22 protein-coding genes are annotated in these 19680 nt (G+C 64.6%); 10 read left to right on the top strand and 12 right to left on the bottom strand.

Going from position 1 to position 19680, the window contains the following annotated elements; translation table 11 throughout:
• Nucleotides 1-10: 10 nt before the first annotated feature.
• Nucleotides 11-1063: a DUF2125 domain-containing protein gene (locus U0023_RS21075; protein WP_009491041.1), complete on the bottom strand. Its 1053-nt coding sequence runs from the start codon at nt 1061-1063 to the stop codon at nt 11-13.
• Nucleotides 1064-1135: 72 nt separating this feature from the next.
• Here U0023_RS21075 and U0023_RS21070 point away from each other — a divergent pair, with 72 nt between their 5' ends.
• Entirely contained in the window at nt 1136-1672 is a 537-nt protein-coding gene (locus tag U0023_RS21070) for a gamma-glutamylcyclotransferase (protein WP_040638262.1), read from the top strand.
• Here the strand turns inward: U0023_RS21070 and U0023_RS21065 are convergent.
• From U0023_RS21065 to ftsE, 5 genes are all read right to left on the bottom strand, one after another.
• Nucleotides 1660-2058, bottom strand: a complete 399-nt coding sequence (locus U0023_RS21065; protein ID WP_009491043.1) for a hypothetical protein — start codon at nt 2056-2058, stop codon at nt 1660-1662. The two genes, U0023_RS21070 and U0023_RS21065, sit on opposite strands and share 13 nt — an antisense overlap.
• Before the next feature lie 279 nt (nt 2059-2337).
• Nucleotides 2338-3105, bottom strand: a complete 768-nt coding sequence (locus U0023_RS21060) for a lysophospholipid acyltransferase family protein (RefSeq protein WP_009491044.1) — start codon at nt 3103-3105, stop codon at nt 2338-2340.
• Between the two features lie 73 nt (nt 3106-3178).
• Complete coding sequence (locus tag U0023_RS21055) at nt 3179-3958, bottom strand: YdcF family protein (protein WP_009491045.1); 780 nt, start codon at nt 3956-3958, stop codon at nt 3179-3181.
• Between the two features lie 69 nt (nt 3959-4027).
• Nucleotides 4028-5002, bottom strand: coding sequence for a cell division protein FtsX (locus tag U0023_RS21050; RefSeq protein WP_009491046.1), 975 nt, complete (start codon nt 5000-5002; stop codon nt 4028-4030).
• Nucleotides 5003-5007: 5 nt separating this feature from the next.
• Nucleotides 5008-5712: a cell division ATP-binding protein FtsE gene (gene ftsE, locus U0023_RS21045; protein WP_009491047.1), complete on the bottom strand. Its 705-nt coding sequence runs from the start codon at nt 5710-5712 to the stop codon at nt 5008-5010.
• Nucleotides 5713-6117: 405 nt separating this feature from the next.
• On the opposite strand from ftsE, the gene hpt reads away from it, so the two are divergent.
• Entirely contained in the window at nt 6118-6690 is a 573-nt protein-coding gene (gene hpt, locus U0023_RS21040) for a hypoxanthine phosphoribosyltransferase (protein ID WP_009491048.1), read from the top strand.
• Here the strand turns inward: hpt and U0023_RS21035 are convergent, their stop codons facing one another.
• Nucleotides 6691-7200, bottom strand: a complete 510-nt coding sequence (locus tag U0023_RS21035; RefSeq protein WP_009491049.1) for a TspO/MBR family protein — start codon at nt 7198-7200, stop codon at nt 6691-6693.
• Between the two features lie 73 nt (nt 7201-7273).
• Here U0023_RS21035 and U0023_RS21030 point away from each other — a divergent pair, with 73 nt between their 5' ends.
• The 5 genes from U0023_RS21030 (at nt 7274) to U0023_RS21010 (ending at nt 12119) form a co-directional block, all read left to right on the top strand.
• On the top strand, nt 7274-8425 hold the full coding sequence (locus U0023_RS21030) for a trans-sulfuration enzyme family protein (protein ID WP_009491050.1): 1152 nt from the start codon (nt 7274-7276) through the stop codon (nt 8423-8425).
• Between the two features lie 218 nt (nt 8426-8643).
• Entirely contained in the window at nt 8644-10587 is a 1944-nt protein-coding gene (locus U0023_RS21025; protein ID WP_009491051.1) for a bifunctional 2',3'-cyclic-nucleotide 2'-phosphodiesterase/3'-nucleotidase, read from the top strand.
• Between the two features lie 356 nt (nt 10588-10943).
• Nucleotides 10944-11612: a hypothetical protein gene (locus U0023_RS21020; protein ID WP_154661009.1), complete on the top strand. Its 669-nt coding sequence runs from the start codon at nt 10944-10946 to the stop codon at nt 11610-11612.
• An 88-nt stretch (nt 11613-11700) separates the two neighbouring features.
• A complete protein-coding gene (locus U0023_RS21015) occupies nt 11701-11925 on the top strand; it encodes a hypothetical protein (protein WP_009491053.1) in 225 nt (74 codons plus the stop codon).
• Between the two features lie 53 nt (nt 11926-11978).
• Nucleotides 11979-12119: a hypothetical protein gene (locus U0023_RS21010; protein WP_009491054.1), complete on the top strand. Its 141-nt coding sequence runs from the start codon at nt 11979-11981 to the stop codon at nt 12117-12119.
• A gap of 26 nt (nt 12120-12145) precedes the next feature.
• Here the strand turns inward: U0023_RS21010 and U0023_RS21005 are convergent, their stop codons facing one another.
• Nucleotides 12146-13036: a YihY/virulence factor BrkB family protein gene (locus U0023_RS21005; RefSeq protein WP_009491055.1), complete on the bottom strand. Its 891-nt coding sequence runs from the start codon at nt 13034-13036 to the stop codon at nt 12146-12148.
• A 264-nt stretch (nt 13037-13300) separates the two neighbouring features.
• On the opposite strand from U0023_RS21005, the gene U0023_RS21000 reads away from it, so the two are divergent.
• Nucleotides 13301-14167 carry a DMT family transporter gene (locus U0023_RS21000; protein WP_009491056.1) on the top strand — a complete coding sequence of 289 codons (867 nt, stop codon included), beginning with the start codon at nt 13301-13303 and terminating at the stop codon, nt 14165-14167.
• Between the two features lie 50 nt (nt 14168-14217).
• Here U0023_RS21000 and U0023_RS20995 read toward each other — a convergent pair whose 3' ends face one another.
• The 4 genes from U0023_RS20995 to U0023_RS20980 all read right to left on the bottom strand — a co-directional run bounded on the left by U0023_RS20995 (nt 14218) and on the right by U0023_RS20980 (nt 17844).
• Nucleotides 14218-14382: a hypothetical protein gene (locus U0023_RS20995; RefSeq protein ID WP_009491057.1), complete on the bottom strand. Its 165-nt coding sequence runs from the start codon at nt 14380-14382 to the stop codon at nt 14218-14220.
• 119 nt (nt 14383-14501) lie between these two features.
• A complete protein-coding gene (locus tag U0023_RS20990; RefSeq protein ID WP_009491058.1) occupies nt 14502-15593 on the bottom strand; it encodes a TRAP transporter substrate-binding protein in 1092 nt (363 codons plus the stop codon).
• A gap of 792 nt (nt 15594-16385) precedes the next feature.
• Nucleotides 16386-17000: a hypothetical protein gene (locus U0023_RS20985; protein ID WP_009491059.1), complete on the bottom strand. Its 615-nt coding sequence runs from the start codon at nt 16998-17000 to the stop codon at nt 16386-16388.
• Nucleotides 17001-17121: 121 nt separating this feature from the next.
• Nucleotides 17122-17844: a DUF4142 domain-containing protein gene (locus U0023_RS20980; protein WP_009491060.1), complete on the bottom strand. Its 723-nt coding sequence runs from the start codon at nt 17842-17844 to the stop codon at nt 17122-17124.
• A gap of 145 nt (nt 17845-17989) precedes the next feature.
• On the opposite strand from U0023_RS20980, the gene U0023_RS20975 reads away from it, so the two are divergent.
• Together U0023_RS20975 and hpf are read left to right on the top strand one after the other, a co-directional pair.
• Nucleotides 17990-19093, top strand: a complete 1104-nt coding sequence (locus U0023_RS20975; protein ID WP_009491061.1) for a S1C family serine protease — start codon at nt 17990-17992, stop codon at nt 19091-19093.
• 100 nt (nt 19094-19193) lie between these two features.
• Complete coding sequence (hpf, locus tag U0023_RS20970; protein ID WP_009491062.1) at nt 19194-19634, top strand: ribosome hibernation-promoting factor, HPF/YfiA family; 441 nt, start codon at nt 19194-19196, stop codon at nt 19632-19634.
• Nucleotides 19635-19680 lie beyond the last annotated feature (46 nt).

Below are 19680 nucleotides of genomic sequence, written 5' to 3'. Positions count from 1 at the left end.
GAGGCATTCCTCAATAGAGCGGCTGCAGTCTCAGGTTCGGGATCACGAAGGGTCCCATCGACAGAAAGCCTTTCTCAAGGCGCAGGGGCGGCAGGGAAGCAAGTTGCGGCTTCGCATTGGGCTGGCCCTGCGGCGAGCGCGGCCCCTGTCCGAGCAGCATGCCCAGAAGATTGCCGCCGACACGTCCGCCGGTCAGGTTGCCAAGAAGGCCATCGAGGCCCGCGGCCGAGACGGTGAGCTGGCCCGCGGGCCGATGTTGCTCGTCGAGGCGCAGCTCGCCCTTGGTCTCGATCTGGCGGGCGCCTTTGGTGGCCGAGAGCATCAGGATGTCGAGCTTGCCGCCGGCGTTGCGCCAGAGTTCCAGCTCCTCGACGATCGTGCCGCCCTTGAAGCCATCGGCTTGAGTCACGGTGAGGTCCGCGTTCAGGTTGGTGGGCTCCGCTCCGCCGACCAGGGCATCGAGGATGGGGATGCGGGCCTCCGTCACCGAAGCGGCCACGTCGCCTGCGAGTTCGGCCCTGCGCGAGGGGTTCGGGCGGAGATGGAGTTCGAGATGCCTGCCGGATCCGGCAATCTCGCCGTTCCCGAGGCCGGTCACGGACACCTTGGGAGAATCGGCCGCCAGGGACAGGCGCTGCAGGCCTGTCTGCGAGGCATTGATGCTGGCCTGCAGGAGGCTCCAACTGCCGTCGACAGTCACCGTCCCGTCCGTCACGCGTAAGGGGCCGGCGACCTCCACGATCACCCGCCGGGGTTGATAGATCTGAGCGACCGCCTCCGTGCGCCCGAACGACGCGGACACTGAACCGCGCTTCAAGTCGAGGGACTCGCAGATGATCTCGATGCGGAAAGGGTAACCCGCGATGCTGCGGTCGCCGCAGGTCCATTGCCGTCCGTTCCTGGCCTCCGCGGCGATCCAGCCGTCGAGCGCCTCCGCCGTGCGGTTGCGGATGACGAACCACGCGATACTCCAGGCGACCGCGATGAGGAGCAGCAAGACGAAGGGGGTGTAGAGCCAGAAACGGCTGCGGCGAACGCTCGCCGTCGGGGCAGCCTGATCCATGCGCGATCTCCTGTTGTGCTGGTGTGTGGTTACTGGTAGCGCCGGATGCAGGCAAGGTTCGGGCGCGGCGACATGAAGGATCACACTGAGGATTTATGGGTTTTCGGCTACGGGTCGCTCATGTGGCGTCCGGGCTTTCCCTATGTTGAGCGGGCCCATGCTCACCTCTACGGCTATCACCGCTCCCTCTGCGTCCTTTCCCACGTTCATCGCGGCACGCCGGAGCATCCGGGCCTGGTCATGGGCCTCGACCGGGGCGGGCGTTGCCATGGGGTCGCCTTCCGGGTTGCGCCCGAGGAGGCGGAAGCGACGATCCAATACCTGCGCGAGCGCGAGCAGGTCACGTCCGTCTATCTGGAGAGGCATCTGCCCGTGCGCCTCGCCGATGCGCGCAGGGTTCGCGCATTAGCTTACGTGGTCGACCGCAACCATGGCCAGTATGCGGGCCGGCTGTCCTATGACGAGGTGATCCGGTTCGTGCGGCAGGGACAAGGCATCTCCGGACGCAATCCCGATTACGTGCGCTCCACCTACGAGCATCTCATCGGCATGCACGTGGTCGATCCCTTGCTGCACCGGATCGTCAACGATCTCGATCAGGAAGCTTGAGTCTCGTCTTCCCGCAGGTCTTCGAAGATCGCGCGCCGGTCGTCCTCGGTCGCGGCAAGGCGGTGGATGTGGAGTTCCGTTGCGCCTCGCTCCTGAACCTTGGTAAGCCAGCGCAGGCGGGGCTGTTCGCTCGGATCGGAGGCTGCCATGGCGGCGTCGACGACGATGCCGTTTCCGGCATGGTCCCGCTTCACGGCCAGGATGACCGCATCGGTGACCTCGAGAAGCTCCGTCTCGTTCAGCGCATGGACGCCGACGATGTAACGGCGTCCCGAACGGCCGCGCCAGGAACTCAGGGTGGAAGAGGAGCGAAGCCCAGCGGTCGCCCGTAGCCTTTCCTCGCGCACACCAGCCCTCCGCATTCGGTCATTGCGGAGATCCCGCATGGCCGCATTCCAGGATATGGTTCGTTTGTTCGCCATATGTTCTTATATGTAAGAACGGTCGGCTGAGTCGTCAAGGATGCTGAAAGCTTGGCTGGACTTGGGTTTGCGGGTTTTTGAGTGCCCTTGTGGAAGCGTCGGCATAGCCCACCTCCCGACGTCGCCCCCGGCCTTATGCCGGTGGCTTCGATCAGGAAAGCGCACCGTTTCACCAAAGCACCATGGCCGGCACACAGCCCGCCATGACGTTGGGGAGGCAGCAATCAGCTTGAAGCTGCCTCGTCACACCTTCGACAGCGACGTCTCCGATGAGGAAGCGGGGCCCATGCCGAGCTCCGCCCGGCCTTCTTCCAACAGCCGGTTGGAGGCCGTCTCGATCCGCTCCTGGACCAGCTTGAAGAATTCCTCCCGGGCCAGCCCCGGAGGGATGGCGTCCTGAACCTCGATTCGCACCGTTCCGGGGCGGCGGATGAACTGGCGGCGGGGCCAGTAGAGGCCCGAGTTCATGGCGATCGGAACGCAGGGGAAGCCAAGGTTCTGGTAGAGATGCGCCACGCCGTACTTATAGGCCGGAGGGGCGCCCGGCGGTCGGCGAGTACCTTCGGGGAAGATGATGATCTGCCGGCCGTGCTGGGCCTCTTCCTTGGCCCGCGCCGTCATCTGGACCAACGCCATCGATCCCGCCTTGCGGTCGATGGGGACGCAACGCGCCTTGGCCAGGTACCAGCCGAAGAACGGAATCCACATCAGCTCGCGCTTCAGAATGTAGGTCGGATCGTCGAGAAGCGGCAGCAGGGCGAAGGTCTCGAGGAACGACTGGTGCTTGGCGGCGACCAGCGCACCGCCTGCCGGAATCTTCTCCTGCCCGGTGATCACGACGCGGATCCCGGCGACAACGCGCAGGAGCCAGACCGATGTGCGCGCCCACATTTTCACCAGTTCCATGAACTGGCGGCGGGGCACCAGCGCGCCCGGGATCAGGATGATCTGCCACAGGATCAGGTTGGCGTAGAAGGCGGTGTTGAAAAGCAGGGAGCGGACGATCAGCATGGCTTCTTGAAAGCGAAAAGCGGAGCATCGTGCTCCGCGGGCGCGGCACCTTAATGGGTTTTCGCCGAGTTCTCTAGCGCCAGAGTGGATCGGCGACGATCTGCGCCTTGATGGGCGCGCCGCCGCTGATGATCTTCGCTACCGAGGAACGCTCCGGATCCTCCTCGAAGCGGGTGCGGATCCAGACCGCCAGGAACTTCACGTATTCGGTGAAGACCAGCCGGGCCACGGCCGGCTTGTGCCACCACTCGTGCGGGTCGATCGTAGCCGCGACCGGATAGGGGATCTTCTGGAGGTTCGGCAGTGCGTGCTCGAGTTCCACCAGGGTGCGGGGCATGTGGTAGTTCGAGGTCACCACGATGATGGTGTCGAACGAGTTCGCCTCCGCCCAGCGTCGCGTTTCGATGGCGTTGCCGATGGTGTTGCGGGCCCGGTAATCGAGATCCACGCAGCAATCGAAGAGCCGCCGCTGGCCCGGATTGAGGCGGGCGATCTGGTCCCTGCTGGTGTTCTCGTTGACGCCGGAGATCAGCAGCCTCTTGGCATAGCCCTTGGCAAGAAGGTCGATGGCGTCGCCGATGCGCTGCGCGCCGCCGGTCATGGCGACGATGCCGTCCGCCCGGGTCTCGGGCGGCTGCTCGAACCGGTCGAGGCTGTAGACGAAGCCCAGGAACCCGAGAAAACCGATGACCAGGATGGCAATGAAGCTCCAGAACCCGAGCGCGAGCAGACGGCTCAAAAGTGACCGCTCGACAGGGTGCCTAGTCGATGCCGGCATCGTCCAGCCCCAGCCCACAGCCTCTGTGGAATCCACGGCGCCCGGCGCTACCCAACTCTGCGTTCGCGAGGTCATCTTGGACGAACATAACGGAGAATGCGGCAATGGAGAGGCAACCTGCTCTTTCCTTGTTAACCCTCACCATCAACCACTTTCGTTAAGAAACCGTCTCACGGTCAAGCGCGAGACGATGCCTGCGATGAGCGCAACCAGGAGCGCGATGAGGACCACGACCGTATAGCCGCTCCAGCTGATCGTGAAAGCGCCGAACAAGGCTTCGAGCTGATCGCCGGTGGGACTTGCCCGCCAGGAGCGGGTCACGAACCCCAGGATCAGGGTGAGCGCCAAGGCGGCGGCTGCCCCGATGGCGCTGCCGCGAAGGCCGAGGCGAAAGAAGCGGCGCTGGAATTCCTTGGCGATGAAATCGTCGTTCGCACCGACGAAATGCAGCACCTCCACGACTTCCCGGTTGCCCGCCATGGCACCTCTCGTGGCAAAGATGACAGCCAGCCCTGCGGCAAGGAGCACGAGGCCCACGAGGAAGACCCCCACGCCGATGATCGTGTTGGCCATGGTCGAGAGCCGGGAGACCCAGAGGGCATGGTCGTCGAGGCTGGCGCCGGGCACGTCGCGCTGCAGGGATTGCCGCAACGGCCCGAAATCGGGCTTCGCATCCTGCTTGATCTTGATCACGATCAGGCGTGGAACCGGCAGGTCCTTGAAATCGAGGCCGGTTCCGAGCCACGGCTCCAGCAGGCGCTCGGATTCTTCCCGAGTGAAGGCCTGGGCCTGCTCCACGCCCGGTGCCTGTCGGGCCAGGGCCACGGCGCGCTCCACGTCCTGATCGATGGGCCGCTGGGCATTGGGCCGGATCTGGATCGTGACCTCGCGGGCGATCTCGGACCGCCACTGTGCCGAGCTCGCGGAGACGAGTTCGGCGCCGCCGGCGCAGAGCGCTGCGAGGAAGGTCAGGATGGCGATGACGGCGGCAAGGGCCTGACCGCCCGCCGAGTCCACCGGCACGAGCGGGGCGTTCCGGCTGAGGGAGGCGGGCAGGGTGCGTTTCTGTCCCTCGACGGCTGCGGCCTTCTTGGGGCGATGTTGAGGCGCGGCGTTCATCCGGCTCACTCGTCGATATGCAGCCGGCCGTCGCCGAGCACGAGGCGGCGTACGTCGAGCTGATCCATGAGGCTGAAATCGTGGGTCGCGATGACGACCGAGGTCCCGAGCCGGTTGAGTTCGATGAAGAGGCGGAGCAGGCGACGGGCGAGCGACGGGTCCACGTTGCCCGTAGGCTCGTCGGCGAGCAGCAGGTCGGGGCGTACGATCAGCGCGCGGGCGATGGCGGCGCGCTGCTTCTCGCCGCCGGAGAGAACCGGCGGCAGCATGTGCATGCGGTCGCCGAGGCCGACCCAGCGCAGGAGCTCGACGACCTCCGCCCGGTAACTCGATTCCTCCTTGCCCTGGACGCGCAACGGCAGAGCCACGTTCTCATAGGTGGTCAGGTGGTCGAGCAGGCGGAAATCCTGGAAGACCACGCCCATGCGGCGGCGGACGTTCGTCAGCTCGTCCTTGGAGATCCGGGACACGTCCTCGCCGAAGAGCGAGATCAGGCCGCGGGTGGGCTTCACCGAGAGCAGGATGAGGCGCAGCAGCGTCGTCTTGCCGGCGCCCGAGGGGCCGGTGAGAAACTGGAAGGAGTTGGGCTCGATGGAAAACGTCAGGTCGCGCAGGACCTCGGGCCCCATGCCGTAGCGCACGCCCACATTCTCGAAATGCACGGCCGGGGCCGCACCCTCGTCATAGTCCTCGTCGTAAAGCGCCTTCACGCGTGCTCAAGCCATCCTTGGAGGTTTGCCGGTTCTTGTGGCGGAGAAAGACCGCGATTCGCCTCCTTATCGCCCCAGTATGGTTAGCAAGCCATAAACTCGGCGGCGGACGACGGAAAGCGAGCGTTTCGCGGGACATTGCCGCAGGAGAGGCCGTTCGGGATGTCGCCACCGTCCCCGCGCCGGCGACTGCGAGGGCAAAGGTGCGGCAGTTCGAGGGAGGGGCATGCCGGCACGAGGCCCGCCAGGACATGGCAGGTCCATCCATGGTCTTCCTAGGCCGGGACTGACGCAGGAACCCCTGTATCGGCCCGAAATCCATCGAGTCGGTTTGACATCCTCGCCCAAGCATGGTCGTGAAGAGGCACGCCCAAGGCTTTTGCATATTTTGCTGGATTGATGACGATGAGCACTGCCCCCCGGATCCGGGTTCTTTTCGACGAAGACACCATTGCCAAGCGCAACGAAGCGCTGGCCCAGGAAATCGCTGCCGCCAAGCCCGAGAACCTGCTCGTCGTCGCCGTGCTCAAGGGCAGCTTCATGTTCGCCGCGGACCTGATCCGCGCCCTTCACCGCAGCGGGTTGGCGCCGCAGGTCGAGTTCGTGCACCTGTCGAGCTATCTCGACGGCACCGTCTCCACCGGCAACGTGACGATCCTGCGGGACGTGGAGAGCGACGTGCGCGGACGCGACGTGCTGCTCGTGGACGACATCTTGGAATCCGGCCGCACCGTCACCTTCGCCAAGGACCTGCTGATGGCGCGGGGCGCCAAGAGCGTGAAGACCGCCGTGCTCCTGGAAAAGCCCGGCAAGCGCGCCGTGCAGATCCATCCGGATTACGTGGGCTTCACCTGCCCCGACGTGTTCGTCGTCGGCTACGGCATGGACGTGGCCCATTCCTATCGCCAGCTGCCCTTCGTCGGCGTCGTCGACCACCTCGACAACAGCCCGGACCTGTTCGACAAGCCGGGAGCCTGATTATCCGTTGAGCCGCCAGATCGTCCCGTTGAGCAGCGTGGCGTAGGACACCCAGGCGAGATAGGGCACGAGCAGCAGGCCCGCGGTCCGATCCAGCTTCCAGAAGGCCCTGATCGTGGCGATGATCGCCACGATCAGGGCGACGATCACGACCAAGCCCGCAATCGGGCTCCTTCCGCCGAAGAAGGCGAAGGACCAGAGGCCGTTCAGAACGAGCTGCACGAAGAAGGCCACGATCGCCGATGAGCGTCCTGGTCGGTTTTCCGGCAAGGCCAGGATGCGCCAGAACGCGTAGGCCATCATGGTATAGAGCAGCGTCCAGGCGACCGGAAAGGCCCAGTTCGGGGGCGTGAAGCCGGGCTTATGGAGGCTGGCATACCAGGTCGGGATGTTCGGCTGTGTCACGAGGCTCGCCGACACGGCCACTGCGACCACGGGCACCACCGCCACCAGGAAGCGCGGCAGCGGCCGCATTGCATGGCTGGCCGGCGCAGTTTGATCTGTATGCATGGTCGGAATCTCTTTATGACGGGCGCATTGTCATCCTTGTGACGCAACCTGTCACGCTTGCGGAGGTTCCCTCATGCCGTCATCGCGTTCCCCATGGTCGAAGCGCAGCCTGACCGCCCAGGCCATGGGCCATGTGGATCCGATCACGAAAGCGATCGTGCCGCCGATCCATGTGACGACGACTTATATCCGCGACGAGGACAACGCCTATTCGTCCGGCTTCGTCTATGGCCGCCCGGACAACGCCACCATCCGCGAGGCCGAGGAAGTCCTGGCCATGCTGGAGGAGGCCGAGGCCGGCGCGCTGCTGTTCTCGTCGGGCATGGCGGCGGCGACCGCCGTGTTCCAGGCCCTCGACCCGGGTGATCACATCGTGGCTTCCAAGGTCATGTACTGGGCCCTGCGCAACTGGCTGATGACGGAAGCCGTGCGGTGGGGGCTCAAGGTCGATTTCGTGGAAACCGACGACCTCGAAGCGCTGCGCGGCGCCGTGAAGCCCGGCGTGACCAAGCTGGTCTGGGTCGAGACGCCCTCGAACCCGCTCTGGACCATCACCGACATCGCTGCCGCCGCTGAGATCGCTCATGCGGCCGGGGCGCGGATCGCCGTGGATTCGACCACCGCCTCGCCGATCCACACCCGCCCGCTCACCCTGGGCGCGGACATCGTCATGCATGCGGCCACCAAGGTGCTGAACGGCCATTCCGACGTGGTGGCGGGCGTGCTCGCGGGCGCCAAGGCCGACGCGTTCTGGGCCCGGGTCGCGTCCATCCGCAAGATGCAGGGCGCGATTCTCGGTCCCTTCGAGGCCTATCTCCTGATGCGCGGCATGCGCACGCTCCATGTGCGAACCGCCGCCCAGGCCAAGAGCGCGCTCGACCTGGCGCAGCGCTTCTCCTCCCATCCGAAAGTAGCCCGCGTTCTCTATCCGGGACTGCCGCAGCACCCTGGCCACGACATCGCCGCTCGGCAGATGGAGAACGGCTTCGGCTACATGCTGTCGATCCAGGTTTCGGAAGGCGAAGCTGCGGCGATCCGCGCCGCCGCACGGGTCGGCCTCTGGAAGCGGGCGACCTCGCTCGGCGGTGTCGAGAGCCTGATCGAGCACCGCGCCTCCATCGAGGGGCCCGGCACTCCGTGCCCGCCTGACCTGCTGCGTCTCTCCACGGGCATCGAGGATGTGGAGGACCTGTACCGGGATCTGGACGAGGCACTGAGGGGCTAACGTCCGCGACGTCGGGACCGGCTTCGGGCCGGCCATCCCGATATGATGGCCTCGGCGCTCGATGGCATCGGGAGCACCGGCGCAAGTCCGGTGACGACATGAACAGGCGGTGGATTGCGGGTGCTCTTAGCCAGCTATCTTGATCCTGTCACAAAACCTGTGCTTCTCTCCGCTAAAGGCGAGCCCCGTTTCGCAAGAAGACCAGCCGAGGGAAGACCATGACACAATCCATCACCCGCCGCCGCGCCCTGCAGACCGGCGTGGCCGCCGTCGCCATTGCCGGAATGCCCCGGTTCGCCTGGGCGGCCGGCCCGGTCGTGAAGCTCCGCATCCTGGAGACGACCGATCTTCACGTGAACATCTTCCCTTACGACTACTACCGTGATGCGGCCGACGACACGGTGGGCCTGGCGCGCACCGCGACCCTGGTGAAGGGCGCCCGGGCCGAGGCCAAGAACAGCCTGCTCTTCGACAATGGCGACCTGATCCAGGGCTCGCCTCTCGGCGACTTCATCGCCTATCGTCGCGGCATGAAGCCCGGCGACCTCCACCCCATGGTCGCGGCCATGAACGAGCTGAACTACGATTGCGGTACGCTCGGCAATCACGAGTTCAACTACGGGCTCGAGTTCCTGCAGAACTCGCTCGGCGCCGCGAAATTCCCGCTGGTCTGCGCGAACGTCATCAAGGCGAACGGCGAGACGCTGCTGAAGCCGTGGCTCGTTCTCGACCGCGAGTTCGTCGACGAAGCCGGCACGAAGCAGAAAATCAAGGTCGGTGTGATCGGGTTCGTGCCGCCGCAGATCGTGCAATGGGACAAGGCCAATCTCGACGGCAAGGCAACAACCATCGACATCGTCGATGCGGCGAACAAGCATGTGCCCGACCTCAAGAAGGCCGGTGCCGATATCGTGGTGGCGCTGTGCCATTCCGGCATCGCGGGCGGCGAACGCAAGGGCGGCGAGGAGAACGCGGCGCTGCACCTCGCCAAGGTCGACGGCATCGACGTGATCCTCACGGGTCACCAGCACTTCACGTTCCCGGGCGGCAAGGAGTTCAACAACATCGAGGGCGTCGACGTGAAGGCGGGCACGCTGCACGGCAAGCCTGCCGTCATGGCCGGTTTCTGGGGCAGCCATCTCGGCCTCATCGATCTCGAGCTCGCCAAGGATGGGAACGCCTGGAAGGTTGCGAACTTCCGCACGGAGGCGCGCCCGATCTATGATCGCGTCGACCGCAAGGTCGTGGCGAAGGTCGATTCCGACGCGGCCGTGATGGCGGCGGCGCAAGCGGGCCACGATGGGACGCTGAAATACGTGCGCGAGCCCGTCGGCACGACGGCCGTTCCGATCCATTCCTATTACTCGCTCGTGGCGGACGACGCTTCCGTGAAGCTGGTTGCCGAAGCGCAGGCTTGGTACGTGGCCGACCAGCTCAAGGCGTCACCCTTCAAGGACCTCCCGATCCTCTCGGCGGCGGCGCCCTTCAAGGCCGGCGGACGCGGCGGCCCGAACTACTTCACCGAGATCAAGCCCGGCCCGCTCGCCATCAAGGACATGGCGGACATCTACATCTATCCGAACACGATCCGCGTGGTGAAAGTCACCGGTGCGCAGGTGCGCGAATGGCTGGAACGCTCGGCAGGCATCTACAACCAGATCGATGTCGCCAAGGGTGGGGAGCAGGAGCTCATCAATCAGAAATTCCCCGCCTACAACTTCGACGTGATCGCGGGCGTGCAGTACAAGATCGATCCGACGCAGGCCTCGCGCTACGACGACAACGGCAAGGTCGTGAATGCCGACGCCCATCGCATCAAGGACCTGACCTATAACGGCAAGCCCGTGACGGAGGATCAGCAGTTCATCGTTGTAACCAACAACTATCGCGCGGGCGGCGGCGGCAACTTCCCCGGCGCGGACGGCACCACCATCGTGTTCGAGGCGCCCGACCTGACCCGCGACGCCATCATGCGTTACATCATCGAGAAGAAGGAAGTGGCTCCGAAGGCGGATGGGTCCTGGTCGCTCGTCGCGCCCGCAGGCGTCACCATGACCTTCACCACCGGCCCGAACGCCGCCCAGTATCAGCCGGCCGGCATCAAGATCGAGAAGATGGGCGATGCGCCGGAAGGCTTCGTGAAGTATCGCATCGTGAGCTGATCACTCCCCACGGGGAATGACGAAGCGGCCGGGCCCATGCCCGGCCGTTGTCGTTTATGTAGCGATGATGGGAAGAGGAACATCACACCTGCGTGAGGACGCGCTGCGTCATTATGCCTATTGATGCCGATTAAGGCAGCAATTTCGACCATGTAGCTGAAGTGATGGCCGAAATCGTCTGGCATATATTGCCTGGAAAAGCGCCACTCCCCGCGCTTGAAGCAAAATGAACCTCACGTTAACCAGCGACACTCCTCATGACCGCACCATTGCGTTTCTAATCTCAGTTTTATTCTGGTTTCACGATGATTTTGCTTCTCCGCAGATTGGTCTGCCTTCTGGTCGTTTCAACCGCGATGACGACGCATGCCGTCGCGAACGAGGACGAGATCTGGAGCAAGAACATCACGCCCGCTTGGCTTGACGAGCATGTGGCGGCGAAGCGCGCCAGCCATACGCGGCCGGTGCCCCGGTTGAGCCGCACGCAGGTCTGGACCAACGGCCTTGCGCGTTCCGACACGCAAGCCTTCGTGCCGACGGATTTCGACCGGACGGTCGGCGCCAAGCTGCAGCCGTTCCAGGACTACAACTTCCTCGTCGGGACCGAACTGGTCCGCAGCGGCGCCGAGTCCAGCGTCGTGTCGTCCAAAGCTTCCTGGGAGGCTTTCCTGAAGCGGGACTGGCAATCCCTCGGCGTGACCGTGGAGGTGTCCACGGCCGGCTTCGTCGACAGCATGCAGAACGGCTATTCGCAATCCATCAGCGGCAGCATGGAGATCCCGTTCGAGATTCCTCTTGCCGCGTGGAGCACGCAGCTTCGACTGTCGCCCAGCATGAATCTGGACAGCGTGAGCGGCGCCGTCGGCACGGGCCTGCTGTCCGAGATCATCGGGGAGACCCGGTTGAGTTCCCAGTCGAATCGTTTCCGGTCGGACCTGAACGTCAGGATCGGCTACGGCGTGGCGCCGAGCACGCGCCCGACGGCTTCCGCAAGGCTCGAATTGCGAATCGCCCCCAATCTTTGACGGCGTATCCGGCGTCTCGCTCCGGCGGCCGTTCCGAACCTGTCAGGCTTTCGCCCGTTGACGGTGAGGCTTGTGACGGGAGAGACATGTGGGACAGCTGACCTTCGATGGCCTCGGGCCTTACGATCTGCCCGATGCGACCCATGCGGACGCGCAAAAGGACGGCGATGGGTTCATGATCTCATTCCGGTTGTGGAAGTCGGCGAGCGCCTGGACACTGGTCCGGGTGCGCGTGAGCGACGAGGAGGCGGTGAAGCTCGCCCGCCAGATCGGCGATGCCCGTATGCGGTCGGACGGGTCGACCGTCATCTAGCCTCGGGAAAGCAGCGTCATACAACTGAGATCGTCCGACGCTATGCGCGTCGTATGACGAACCAATTCAACAAGTCCATTTTCGACGAGCGCCTCGATTCCGAGGATTGTTTCCTTCACTGCCCCGGCTGGTTCAATATATTCCTGGCCGGCATGGGGCTGTTCGGTTTGATCGGCTACGGAATCCTCGGTTAGCAAACACTCGATCCGGGTTTCGCGGCTCAGGGCAGCGGGATCAGGTCGTTCATGGTTTCCGGCTTCGGTTCCTTGCCCAGGCGTTTGCGCTTCGCGAGGATGAGGGTGCCGTTGAGCTCTCCACCGAAGAGGAAGATGGCGCCCAGCGTGTAGAGAAAGATCAGCGCCACCATGGCGGTGGCGAGGCCTCCATAGGTCGACGCGTAGGCTCCCGGGTAGAACTCCAGATACCAGCTGAACGTGAAGCCGCCGAGAAGCCAGAGGAGCAGCGTCACACCGACGCCCGGCAGCACGTTTCGGAAGGGGCGGCGGCCCGCCGGCACGAGCTTGTGGGCGAGCAGGAGACCCGTCACGATGACCAGGGTCGCGACGCTGATCCGCAGGAATCCGATCAGGACGGCGAGAGGTTCGAGAGCCGGCACCCAGGAGAGGACGACACGCCACATGAAGGGGCCGAGCACCACCAGGAAGGCCAGAGCCAGCAGCATCATGGCGCCGGCGATCACGAAGGCGATGGATTCGAGGCGCGTCAGCCACCAGGGGCGGGTTTCGCGGACGCCATAGGCACGATTCAGACCGACCCTGAGGCTCTCGACCCCGCTCGATGCGAAATAGAGCGCCAGCACGAGGCCCAGGGTGAGAACGTCGCTGCGCCGTCCCGTGAGGATGGTGTGCACCTCGCGGGCAATCGGCCCGGCGACCTCTTGCGGCCAAGCCTCGAGGATGATGTCCGCCACCTCGTCGGCCAGGGATCCCGTCCCGAACAGGCTGGCCAGGGCCGTGACCAGGATCAGGAATGGGAACAGGGACGTCAGGACCGAAAGGGCGATATGGCTCGCAATCGCCCAGGAATCGTGCAGCACGAAGCGGGTGGATGCGATGGCCAGGAGTTCGAGCGAGAGGCGAAGGCGATTCAACAGAAGGGTCTCCAGGCTGCTGGAGATGGAGCGCCGGAAGCCGAGGGCAAGGAAGACGCCGGCGCGTCAGGCATGAGGAACTCCGCTCCGTGTTGCGGCGACGGGCTGGAGCGGAGGGTTAGGCCTGGAATACACCCATCGGCCTTCCGCCTGATAGACGCCCATCTTGAGAATCGACGTTTGGATGAGATTGCCGCGCATCGACAAAGGCCGAGGTTCGGGCCTACAAGCTCAGCATCGATCTGCACGCATCCCATTCTTCCCATGACCCCGACCCTCTTCGCCCGCCTCGCGCCGCCGCTCTTCGTGCTCATCTGGGCGACGGGATTCATCGTGGCCCGGTTCGTGGCGCCCTATGCCGAACCGTTGACCTTCCTGTTCGTCCGCTATGTGCTGGCGATCGTCGTCCTCGGTGGCATCGTTGCCGTTGCACGGGTGCCCTGGCCCCGAAAGTGGCACGATTGGCGCAACAGCCTGATTGCCGGCGTTCTCCTGCACGGTCTCTATCTCGGCGGCGTCTTCTGGTCGGTGAAGCATGGACTACCCGCCGGAATTTCGGCGCTCGTCGCCGGTCTCCAGCCGCTGGCGACCGGGCTGCTCGCCGGACCTCTGTTGGGAGAGCAGGTCTCGGCGCGACGCTGGACCGGCATCGGCATCGGATTCATGGGCGCGGCCCTCGTGGTGGCGCCGAAGCTGGGGGCGGGCGGCGTGCCGCCTCTGGCGCTCGGCATCTGCATCCTCGGGATGCTTTCCATCACGTTCGGCACGATCTGGCAGAAGCGCACCGGCAGCAACCTCGATCTGCGGGTGAATGCGGCCATTCAATATATTGGCGCGGCTGCCGTCACCTTGCCCCTCGTGCTCCTGACGGAAGAAGGGCACATGGAGCTGACGTTGCCGCTCATCGGAGCCATGGCATGGGCCGTGCTGGGGTTGTCGATCGGGGCTATCGGCCTGCTGCTCTTCCTCATCCGCCAGGGAGCCGTGGTGGGCGTGGCGACGCTGCTCTACCTCGTGCCGCCGGTCGCGGCCCTGATGGCCTTCGCGCTCTTCGGCGAAACCCTGAGCCCAATCCAGCTCGCCGGCATGGCGCTGGCGGCCCTCGGCGTCGCGGTGGCGAGCCGGAACTGAAACGCGAAAGCCCCGGAACGGATGGTCCGGGGCTGCGCCTCACATCCACTTTACTTCGTGATTCTCACCGAAACCGGATCGCTGGCCGGAAAGGTCTCTTCCACGCCCTCGTCGAGCAGTTCGTCCTGATGCTTCTTCCCGTTCTCGGACGATTTGTCGTTCTTGCGCTCAGGCTTGTCCTTGGGCGTATCGTGCTTGCGGTTCTTGTCCGTCATGGCGTGTCTCCATTGTTCGAATGGCAGTTCTGCTGAGAGGACAACGCAACAGGCCAAGCTTCGATCCTTCTTAACGGCCTCAAACGAAAACGGCGCCTTCCGGCGCCGTTTCCAGGTCCTCAGCGAGGCTGGCCCTGCTGCTGGTTGACGAAATAGTCGAAGGGCAGCTCGGCGATGCGGAACCAGGTGAGTTCCTTGTCGCGGAAGGTGCTCCAGGAATCGTACATCTTCTTGAACTTGGGGTTGGAGGCGGCGATGTCGTTGTAGAGCTTGTAGGCTTCCTTGTAGCTCTGCTCCATCACGTCGCGCGGGAAGGGGCGCAGTTGCACGCCCTGGCCCACGAGGCGGCGGATCGCGTCGGCGTTCTGGGCGTCGTATTTGGCCACGCACATGGCATTGGCTTCCGCACAGGCCGCTTCGAGGATGGCCTTGTAGTTGGCGGGCAGCTCGTTCCACTTGTCCATGTTCACATAGAGCGAGGGCTGGGCGCCGCCTTCCCAGAAGCCCGGATAATAATAATATTGGGCGACCTTCACGAAGCCGAGCTTTTCGTCGTCGTGCGGCCCGGAGAACTCGACCGCATCGAGGGTGCCGCGTTCCAGGGCCGGGTAGATGTCGCCGGCGGCGAGCACCTGAGGCACCACGCCGAGCTTCTGCATGATCTGGCCGCCCATGCCGGCGATGCGCATCTTCAGACCTTTGAGGTCCTCGATTGACTTGATCTCCTTGCGGAACCAACCGCCCATCTGCGCTCCGGTCTGACCTGCCGGGATCGGGTAGATGTTGTAGTCCTTCATGAACGCGCGGACGAGGTCGAGGCCACCGCCGTAATACATCCAGGCATTGTGCTGGCGTACATTCATCCCCCACGGCACGGATGTCTCGAACATGAAGGTCGGATCCTTGCCGATGAAGAAGCTCGACAGAGTATAGGAGCACTCGACCGTGCCGTTCTGCGCCGCGTCGAGGCTCTGGAGGGCGCCGACGATCTCGCCGGCCGCGAAGACCTGGATCTGGAACTTGTTGTCGGTCGCCTGCGCGACGCGCTTGGAGATCATCTCGCCGGCGCCGAAGAGGGTGTCGAGGCTCTTCGGATAGGCGGAGGTCATGCGCCAGCGGATTTCCGGCTGAGCCTGTGCGAGCGCCGGGGAAGCGACGGCACCCGCTGCTGCTGCCAGGCCCGCACCCTTGAGAACTTTTCTTCTATCCATGAGCATTTCCTCGACCGATTTATGTCGTCTTTGCCGGTTTGGCTGAACATTCCATAAAGCGGGAGGAGGGCCGCTGTCACTCCGCATTCCGTTGGGGTAGGTATGCGCGGGCGAGAGCAAGCTATGCAGTGGCATCATCGATGGAACCGACCGGTGAACCCGATCCTCAATGCGCCGAGCCTCACGGACGCGGGATGGCAGGGGCGAGCCCGGCCATGACAGGGTGGCTGCAGGTGGAAATGGTTTCCTGTCAAAGAGCAGCACCTGCGGGCCCGCCGCTTGCGCTGCGAGCCTGCAGGTCAGTCGAGGGAGGGCGCGAGAAGGCGTCCGGCTCGGTGTAAGCTAAGGGAAGAACCCGACGGCTCCTCGCGCACGGTTCTTTTAGGCGTTGAGACTTGGACCAGCGCAGGGCTGCCAAGGGCCTCCTGCCGCCGGCTGCGTGACCGGCGGACAGGACCGTGCCGGATCCCACACCGTGCGACGCCTCGCGAAGCGCGCCCCTCGTCGGATCAGGCTGTGCAACGATATAGCCAAGGTTCATCCCCCTGTCAAGAACAAAGTGAGAACATAACGCTGGCCCAGCCGCACCCTCTCACGTCATCACCTCCCCGGACTTGATCCGGGGACCCGTGCCGGTGATCCCGATGCCTTGGAGCGTCGCGCTTCACACAATCGAGATGGCCGGGTCAAGCCCGGACATGGCGTGGAAGGGCGTCGTCCGGGATCAGGTCCGGGAACGGCCATCACGCGTGACGTTCCTGCGTCGTGTCGGCAGGACGGTTCAAGGACGGTTCACCGCTCTTCCGAGCCGCCCTTCGACAATCGGCGCTGCTGTTGACCGCTATGAGCCCGGGCCGAGCGCTTCGGGGGCTTCTCGTCGCCGGTGGAGGAGGTGGAATGTCCCCCGGATTGGCTGGCCGTGGGATGGCCGCGCACGAGGGTGCCCTTGGGCACATCCACCGCGTTGCCGGGCGCCGGAACCCGCGCGCGGGACGAAGCGCCGCCGCTCATGCCGCCGGGGCCCGTCGTTCCCTCCGTCTGAGCGCCACGGGGGGCCGGGCTCTTGGCGGCGGTCGTGTTCACGCCCTCGGCGATCTCCTCGTTCGACAGCTGGAAGCCGGCTCCGTCGTCTTCCTCCTCGGGAACGTCCTTGAAGGATCGAATGCCCGCCTTCGAACCGCTCGTCGGGCGGTTATCGTCCACATGATCGATGTCGAGATCGGGGTCGAGCTTCTTCGAGGCTCCCATGAGTCCGGTCGCTTTCGCGGCCGCACGTTTGGTGTTGCCGACGTCGTTGCGCTGGGTCGGGCCTGCAACGAAGCTGTCGCCGGTCTCTTCCTGGGCGACCTCGTTCAGCACCTCGTCGACGGGCGGCTCGGGAGGGCGGCCTCGCTTGTCTTGCGCCATGGGCTATTCCTCTTCTTGAGTTTCGGGCGGGCCTTTGGCGGCCCGCGTCTCCAGGAGGCAACGTCCCGTCGAGGACGGGTGTTCCGGCCTCGCCGTCATGAGCAGGCGAGACTGGATTTCGTTATCGACCGAGTTCCTTCTGCATGTCCTGCAGCAGCGCCAGATGCTCCTTGATCTGGCCGCGCGCGAGCTTGGCGAGATTGGTCATCTCGCGATTGCCCGACGCCTTCTGGAGCTGGCTCTCCTGAAGCTGCAGGAGCTCCTGATGTCCCTCGATCTGCAGCGCGACATAATCCTTGTCGAAAGCCGCGCCGGCCGGCGCCTTCGACAGACGCTCCATGGCCTGCGCGTCCTTCTGCGGCAGTTCGGGCGCCGTTGCGGCGGATTGCTGCGCGCCTTGCGTGGTGGAGGCGGTGGCATTCGGATCGGCGAAGGAATGCATGATATCGGTGAGCAGGTTCTGTTCCGCGATCTCGAAATCGGCAAACTGCTTCACACGGGGATTCTGAGCCTTGCTGTGCGCGAAGTTCGACTGCTGCAGGGAGACGGTGCTCAGCGTCAGCATCTGCTGGATGTACTGCGCGTCGGCCTGCGACTGCTGCTGGCCCATCGAAGCCGGGGCGCTCGCCTGACCCTGGCGCATGGGTGTCTGCGTATCCTGCGGCGCTCCGCCTTGCTGCGTGCGCTGCTGGCGCTGCTGTGCATTCTGGCCGAGGGCGGGATTGGCCTGCGTCTCGGCGGGTTGCGGGGTGGTGGGCTGAGTGATGGCTTGGTTCTGCTGCTGGGCGAGGGCGGGAAGGCTGATTGCGGCCATGAGGCCAGCGATCACGAGGCTGCGTGACATCAAGTTTCTCCTGCGAGCGGGTTGTGAGGGCGAACGCTCGCAGGAGGAATTTGTTCGACGGCATCGTTCCGTTCGAGCGCTCCGGCTGCGGTCGAACTTCGGACAAGCGTGTCCGTTGTGAGAGTGAGAGAGCAGGGGATGCAACATGCAGGATCGGGCAACACGAATCGTCATGCTGGTGATCGCGGCGCTGCTCGCGCTCTTCGTGCTGCAGCCCTACGTGACGGGCTATCTTTTCTCAGCCAGGGAGCCGCGTCCGGTCGCGGCGCGTGGGGATCTGTCGGATTACGAGCGATCGACGATCCGCGTTTTCGAGACTGTCGCTCCTTCGGTCGTCCAGGTGGTCGCCTTGTCCGGGCGAGGGCCGGCGGGCGGCGAGCCCGCCGCATCGGGTACGGGGTTCCTCTGGGACGCTGCGGGCCATGTGGTCACGAACCACCATGTGGTCGAGAACGGCTCGTCCTTCGTGGTCCGGCTCGCGTCCGGTGAAGTGCTTCAGGCCGATGTGGTCGGCCGGGCGCCGAACTACGATCTCGCCGTGCTGCGGGTTCAGCGTCAGGGAGGACTGCCGGCGCCGGTTTCGGTCGGAAGCTCGGCCGATCTGAAAGTCGGCCAGACCGCTTATGCCATCGGCAATCCGTTCGGGCTCGACCAGTCGCTCACCACCGGCATCATCAGTGCCCTCAAGCGACGCCTCCCGACCAGCGGCGGTCGCGAGGTCGCCGACGTGATCCAGACCGATGCGGCGATCAACCCGGGCAATTCGGGCGGTCCGCTGCTGGATTCCTCGGGCCGGCTCATCGGCGTCAACACGGCGATTTTCTCGCCCTCCGGCACCAATGCGGGCATCGGCTTCGCCATTCCCGTCGACGTGGTCAACCGCGTGGTGCCGGAGCTGATCCGCAACGGCCGCGTGCCGACTCCGGGTATCGGAATCCTGGCGGGTGATGAGACCCTCGCGGCCCAGCTCGGCGTGAACGGAGTGATCGTGGCGGATGTCGTCCCGGGCTCGCCGGCGGATCAGGCGGGCTTGCGTGGCGTCAACCTGCGCGCCGGCATCATCGGCGATGTGATCGTGGCTGTCGGCAGCAATCCCGTACGGCACCTGTCGGACCTCACGGACCAGTTGGAACGTACGGGGATCGGCAACACTGTGTCCCTGACGATCCTCCGGAACAATCAGCGGCAGACACTCAACGTGGCTGTCGTGGATGTGGGAGAACAGACGCCGCGTGCAAGAAGACCATAAAGGGAACACAACTTTGGTCGGGGCTGATTTGTTTCCTTCAGGTCGAAACTTTCATGGGTTGCCGCCGTTAGCCATCGAACCTTCACCAACGGAGGAGTGAATGAAACCTGATAGCACCGAATCCAACATCCTGGTGCAAAGCTCTGCAGTCGATCTGGGCGATGCGTTTCCCGAATATGCGAAGACCAATATCAACCAGGTCGCCGGAAAATATTTCGGCCACCTGAGCGCGGCCTCGGTCTACGTGACGCGCGAAGGCATTACCTACCGCTGCACCGTGAACATGCAGATGGGCGCGCTCAAGATGATGACTGGCGAGGCCAAGAACAAGGATCTCTACGCCGCCTTCCGGGCCGCGCTGCAGAAGACGGCCAAGCAGCTCCGGCGTTCCAAGCGCGAGCTGCGCGAGGACAAGGCGGAGCGCACGGACAAGGACATGCTCCTGCGTGAAGGAGCCGCGCCGCGCCGCACGCAAAGGCGCAGCGAAGAGGCCGCTCCGCCGGCCAACGATGAGGGTGACTACCGCGTCGCTGCTGAATAAACCGACAACCTTTCCGCGACAGCCCCGGGCGATCAGCGCCCGGAAG

It is taken from the genome of Microvirga lotononidis, from assembly GCF_034627025.1.
Lineage (GTDB): Bacteria > Pseudomonadota > Alphaproteobacteria > Rhizobiales > Beijerinckiaceae > Microvirga > Microvirga lotononidis.
This window is presented reverse-complemented; position numbering and strand designations above follow the sequence as displayed.

Bases quoted from the DNA above. Each gene is read 5' to 3' on its own strand.
- U0023_RS21020 (WP_154661009.1), top strand. From the start codon at position 10,944: ATGACGACGCATGCCGTCGCGAACGAGGACGAGATCTGGAGCAAGAAC.
- U0023_RS21000 (WP_009491056.1), top strand. From the start codon at position 13,301: ATGACCCCGACCCTCTTCGCCCGCCTCGCGCCGCCGCTCTTCGTGCTC.
- U0023_RS21060 (WP_009491044.1), bottom strand. From the start codon at position 3,105: ATGCTGATCGTCCGCTCCCTGCTTTTCAACACCGCCTTCTACGCCAAC.
- U0023_RS20980 (WP_009491060.1), bottom strand. From the start codon at position 17,844: ATGTCACGCAGCCTCGTGATCGCTGGCCTCATGGCCGCAATCAGCCTT.
- U0023_RS20975 (WP_009491061.1), top strand. From the start codon at position 17,990: ATGCAGGATCGGGCAACACGAATCGTCATGCTGGTGATCGCGGCGCTG.
- U0023_RS21030 (WP_009491050.1), top strand. From the start codon at position 7,274: ATGCCGTCATCGCGTTCCCCATGGTCGAAGCGCAGCCTGACCGCCCAG.
- hpf (WP_009491062.1), top strand. From the start codon at position 19,194: ATGAAACCTGATAGCACCGAATCCAACATCCTGGTGCAAAGCTCTGCA.
- U0023_RS20990 (WP_009491058.1), bottom strand. From the start codon at position 15,593: ATGGATAGAAGAAAAGTTCTCAAGGGTGCGGGCCTGGCAGCAGCAGCG.
- U0023_RS21025 (WP_009491051.1), top strand. From the start codon at position 8,644: ATGACACAATCCATCACCCGCCGCCGCGCCCTGCAGACCGGCGTGGCC.
- U0023_RS21035 (WP_009491049.1), bottom strand. From the start codon at position 7,200: ATGCATACAGATCAAACTGCGCCGGCCAGCCATGCAATGCGGCCGCTG.
- U0023_RS20995 (WP_009491057.1), bottom strand. From the start codon at position 14,382: ATGACGGACAAGAACCGCAAGCACGATACGCCCAAGGACAAGCCTGAG.
- U0023_RS21050 (WP_009491046.1), bottom strand. From the start codon at position 5,002: ATGAACGCCGCGCCTCAACATCGCCCCAAGAAGGCCGCAGCCGTCGAG.
- hpt (WP_009491048.1), top strand. From the start codon at position 6,118: ATGAGCACTGCCCCCCGGATCCGGGTTCTTTTCGACGAAGACACCATT.
- U0023_RS20985 (WP_009491059.1), bottom strand. From the start codon at position 17,000: ATGGCGCAAGACAAGCGAGGCCGCCCTCCCGAGCCGCCCGTCGACGAG.
- U0023_RS21055 (WP_009491045.1), bottom strand. From the start codon at position 3,958: ATGACCTCGCGAACGCAGAGTTGGGTAGCGCCGGGCGCCGTGGATTCC.
- U0023_RS21070 (WP_040638262.1), top strand. From the start codon at position 1,136: ATGAAGGATCACACTGAGGATTTATGGGTTTTCGGCTACGGGTCGCTC.
- U0023_RS21010 (WP_009491054.1), top strand. From the start codon at position 11,979: ATGACGAACCAATTCAACAAGTCCATTTTCGACGAGCGCCTCGATTCC.
- U0023_RS21065 (WP_009491043.1), bottom strand. From the start codon at position 2,058: ATGCGGGATCTCCGCAATGACCGAATGCGGAGGGCTGGTGTGCGCGAG.
- U0023_RS21075 (WP_009491041.1), bottom strand. From the start codon at position 1,063: ATGGATCAGGCTGCCCCGACGGCGAGCGTTCGCCGCAGCCGTTTCTGG.